The 4,043-nt window shown below is 44.4% G+C and carries 5 protein-coding genes and 1 tRNA gene; 5 read left to right on the top strand and 1 reads right to left on the bottom strand.

Features of this window, described 5'->3' with window-relative positions:
• On the bottom strand, positions 1–112 hold a 112-nt coding region (locus tag AC3A14_RS24205), incomplete at its 3' end, for an IS630 transposase-related protein (protein ID WP_487779212.1).
• 326 nt (positions 113–438) lie between these two features.
• Between AC3A14_RS24205 and minD the strand changes: the two genes are divergently transcribed.
• The 5 genes from minD (at position 439) to AC3A14_RS24180 (ending at position 3,528) form a co-directional block, all read left to right on the top strand.
• Positions 439–1,245, top strand: coding sequence for a septum site-determining protein MinD (gene minD / locus AC3A14_RS24200; protein WP_318699051.1), 807 nt, complete (start codon positions 439–441; stop codon positions 1,243–1,245).
• 72 nt (positions 1,246–1,317) lie between these two features.
• On the top strand, positions 1,318–1,854 hold the full coding sequence (gene minE / locus AC3A14_RS24195) for a cell division topological specificity factor MinE (RefSeq protein ID WP_318699052.1): 537 nt from the start codon (positions 1,318–1,320) through the stop codon (positions 1,852–1,854).
• A gap of 32 nt (positions 1,855–1,886) precedes the next feature.
• Positions 1,887–2,312: a (2Fe-2S) ferredoxin domain-containing protein gene (locus AC3A14_RS24190; RefSeq protein WP_318735986.1), complete on the top strand. Its 426-nt coding sequence runs from the start codon at positions 1,887–1,889 to the stop codon at positions 2,310–2,312.
• A 293-nt stretch (positions 2,313–2,605) separates the two neighbouring features.
• Positions 2,606–3,244 carry a response regulator transcription factor gene (locus AC3A14_RS24185; RefSeq protein WP_271938349.1) on the top strand — a complete coding sequence of 213 codons (639 nt, stop codon included), beginning with the start codon at positions 2,606–2,608 and terminating at the stop codon, positions 3,242–3,244.
• A 211-nt stretch (positions 3,245–3,455) separates the two neighbouring features.
• Positions 3,456–3,528 (top strand) — tRNA-Thr (locus tag AC3A14_RS24180).
• Positions 3,529–4,043: the final 515 nt, after the last annotated feature.

Here is a 4,043-nt window from a genome sequence, read left to right as displayed (position 1 = left end):
CATAAACACACCAACGGCTAACGTTATATCTGCGGGCCGCTTCAGCCTGGCTGCCTCCTTTTTTAACAAATTCCACTACTCGTGAGCGTAAATCTATACTGTATCGTACCACTGAAAAATATCAAATGGCCAGAACGAGATCCCAGTAGATAAAGATTCAAGGATGAATTGAGTTAAATTAGCCTTGGTGTGCCCCATTTTCACCAAGAACAGCTAGATCATTTGTTAAAAGAAATTTCCAATAATATGATTCAATAACCCATACCCAACCTCGATGAAATATACAGCGCAAAGCGCTGTGATGGGAGGATGGGGGCATAGGGAGAGGGAAGAACAGACTCGAGAGCAGCCGATGAACAAAGTTTGATTAAATCTGTTAAAAGGCTAAAGGGCCTTGCTATAATCAACTGCCGTGACCCTGCCAAAGAAATCGCCATCATGAGCCGTATTATCGTCGTTACATCCGGAAAGGGAGGAGTGGGTAAAACCACCTGTACCGCAAATTTAGGAATGGCTCTGGCTCAACGGGGACGACGAGTCGTCCTGGTTGATGCCGATTTTGGCTTGAGAAATTTGGATTTGCTCTTAGGTTTGGAAAACCGTATTGTCTATACAGCAGTAGAAGTAATAGCTGGAGAGTGCCGTCTGGAACAAGCCTTGGTGCGAGATAAGCGCCAGTCAAAGTTGGTGCTGTTACCAGCAGCCCAAAATCGCACCAAAGATGCTATTACTCCCGATCAAATGGCCAAGTTGATTCATCGCTTGAGTCCCAGTTTTGATTATGCGATTGTGGATTGTCCGGCTGGGATTGAAATGGGATTCCAAAATGCGATCGCCGCGGCGCAAGAGGCTCTGATTGTAACGACTCCGGAAATCGCGGCTGTGCGGGATGCTGACCGGGTGATTGGTCTTTTGGAAGCCAATAGTATTCGCAAAATTCGCTTAATTGTCAATCGCATTCGCCCGAATATGGTGGAAGCCAATGACATGATGTCAGTTCAGGATGTGCAAGAAATCCTGGCTATTCCCCTATTGGGTATCATTCCGGATGATGAACGGGTGATTGTCTCTACGAACCGAGGGGAACCCCTAGTACTTTCTGGTGCTGGAGAGTCGTCTTTACCCGGAATCGCCTATGGTAATATTGCTCGCCGTCTAGAAGGTGAAAAAGTACCATTCTTGGATTTGGCTCCCCCCCAAGGAAATTTTTTCAGCCGCTTGTTTCAGATGTTCCGCAAGGGATGAGCTGGGTGAATTTCGGTTTCCCCATTTCCTATTGCCCATTTCCTACTGCCCACTCCCTACTGCCCACTCCCTATGTTAAATGATCTTCTAGAACGCCTTTTCCCCTGGAAAACTCGCCAGTCCAGTCGCGAGGAGGTAAAACAGCGGTTGAAGTTGGTGCTGGCCTATGACCGAGCGGGGATTAGTCCAGGGATGTTGAATGCCATGCGCGATGATATTTTGGCGGTGGTCTCTCGCTATGTGGAGATTGATGACGAACAACTGGAGTTTGCCATTGAAAATAGCGATCGCTCTACAGCTTTGATTGCTAATTTTCCCATTCGCCGGATTAAAAGTACGGCTGACCCGGAACCGGAAACTTATGCCTCAGAGGAACAAAGCGCTCTCATCTTTTCTTCTCAAGAAGAAGAGGCTGAACTCGAGGAGTTATTTGTAGAAAACGCTCCCCTCGAATCTTCTGAACCCCTTGCTAGTTCCTCACCTGCAACGGAAAAGGAGGATAAGGACGTACACTCTTGTGCCCCCCCTCCTCCGAAAGAATCCCCTAAAAAATCTGATTTATCACCAAAATCTAGCCAAAAACCACGAAAAACGACCAAATCTGAGTAAGATAAAGTTAATCGTGTTACTCTGTCTTACGAATGAACTTGGAATCTGATGCTCAAAAACCCACTCCTGACTCCTTAAGTGCTTGTGTCAAGGCACTAGGTCTAACTCAGATTGAGCGCCATGTCTTTATTTGCGCCGATCAGGGCGTTCCTAAATGTTGCGATCGCCAACAGAGCCTTGAATCTTGGGATTATCTCAAAAATCGCTTGAAAGAGTTGAAGTTGGATCAGCCCACTCCAGAACGACCAATGAGTATTTTTCGCTCTAAGAGTCATTGCCTACGAGTTTGCCAGAAAGGGCCTATTCTAGTCGTTTATCCTGATGGAGTTTGGTATCATAGCTGCACTCCAGATGTGATAGAGCAAATTATTCAGGAGCATCTCCTGGGCAATCAGGTCGTTGAAGACTATGCCTTCCTTGTCCATCCTTTGCCCAGTCCTTCCGTAATTTCATCATAAATTTTCGGAAAATTCTGAGAGACAGACAAAAAATCAGTAAATTCCGAATTTTTAAATGAGATTCTCTGATTGTTTCCGCAAAAGTACGCTATAATCAAAAAAATCCATCCAGCCAATATAAGTATATTCACGAATGTTTTCCTAGGATACCCTGAGTTTCAGAGCCTCGGAAAACTCTAAGATATTTTGGGACAAGGAGGAAATTAGATTATCCTCCCTATTGATTTTCCAAAAATAGAGGAATATGCTGAAGAAATGGTAGTTTATAGTCAATTCACATAGGGGATACGGATATGACGACCGACCACAAGCAATTACTTCTGATTGACGACGATCCCAACCTGATTCTGTTGGTACAAGATTACTTGGAATTCCGGGGATACGAAGTCACCACTGCTGAAAATGGGCAAAGAGCGCTCGATATCTTGGATGATCAAACTCCAGACATGATTATCTGTGATGTTATGATGCCAGAAATGGACGGTTATGAGTTCGTGCAAAAAGTGCGTGAAGATGAGCAAACCGCCTGGATTCCCGTTCTGTTTTTATCGGCTAAAGGCCAAAGTCAAGACCGAGTGAAGGGATTGAGTAAAGGTGCTGATGTCTATATGGTCAAGCCCTTTGAACCTGAAGAACTGGTAGCTCAAGTAGAATCTTCTCTCAAGCAAGCATCCCGAATGATGCATCATCAGTATAAAGGGGGAAATACCGAAGTGAATTTCCCCAAAGTTCCTGAAGATGTGACCTTAACTCCCACCGAGCGAAAAGTAGTACAAAAAGTGGCCCAAGGCAGTTCTAACCGCGAAATTGCGGAGATCTTAAATGTGAGTCAGCGCACAGTAGAGAGCCATGTTTCCAATATGTTGGGTAAAACCAATTTACACAACCGCACCGAATTGGCTCGCTGGGCGATGGAAAATAATCTAGCTTAAGAGCGATCGGGTTCACCAAATTGATTCCATAGGGTGGCATCTTTATTTTAGGTATCTTAGGTGTTCCAAGTAACGTTCGCTCTTGCACTCAATTATTCTACTCCTCAAAACCACTTAGAAACGCTTGCTCTATCAAGATTGTCCTTCTTTTCTGTACTTAGGGCGTGACAAGGAGATATCATTTCTGATATAATATTATCATCTTGAGTATGCTGGTGTAACTCAGTTGGTAGAGTAGCTGATTTGTAATCAGCCTGTCAGGAGTTCGAGTCTCCTCACCAGCTCTTCAAAGAAATACTTATTGTTCGGGACTCGAACTCAGCACAAGCTGATTACAAATCAGCTATCTACCTAAAATCTACCTAAAATCATCCTAACTCCATCCCTTCCCATAGGTCAGCCATAAGTAGCTCACATAGAAAAGTCTCATAATATCTCCAATGAAACATAGATAATCCTGTAGGCAATGGTTAGGACAGCTTTTGAATAGAGGTGAGAACTCGGACAAAGTCTTACAGGGTATGGGATTTGAGGGCAAAATTTTAAAAGTGAGAACAAAGGTGAAATTTCGGTCTGACCCGGCTATGCCCAAGCAGAATCCCTCTCATCCTTTTCGGAGGGTGAATCACTCCAACATTCCTCCAAGGGTCATAACTTTGGTAAGACCCTTCCACTCAGAAGGAATATTAGCCCAAAACTTAGACCTAGAAGCCTTGGTAGAAGTAGGATAAAGAATGTTCACAACATCTGTTGCCACCCTAGCGGGTGATAAAGCGCACTCAAGGAGTTGGACACTTCA

This window comes from Roseofilum sp. (assembly GCF_982964205.1).
This window is presented reverse-complemented; position numbering and strand designations above follow the sequence as displayed.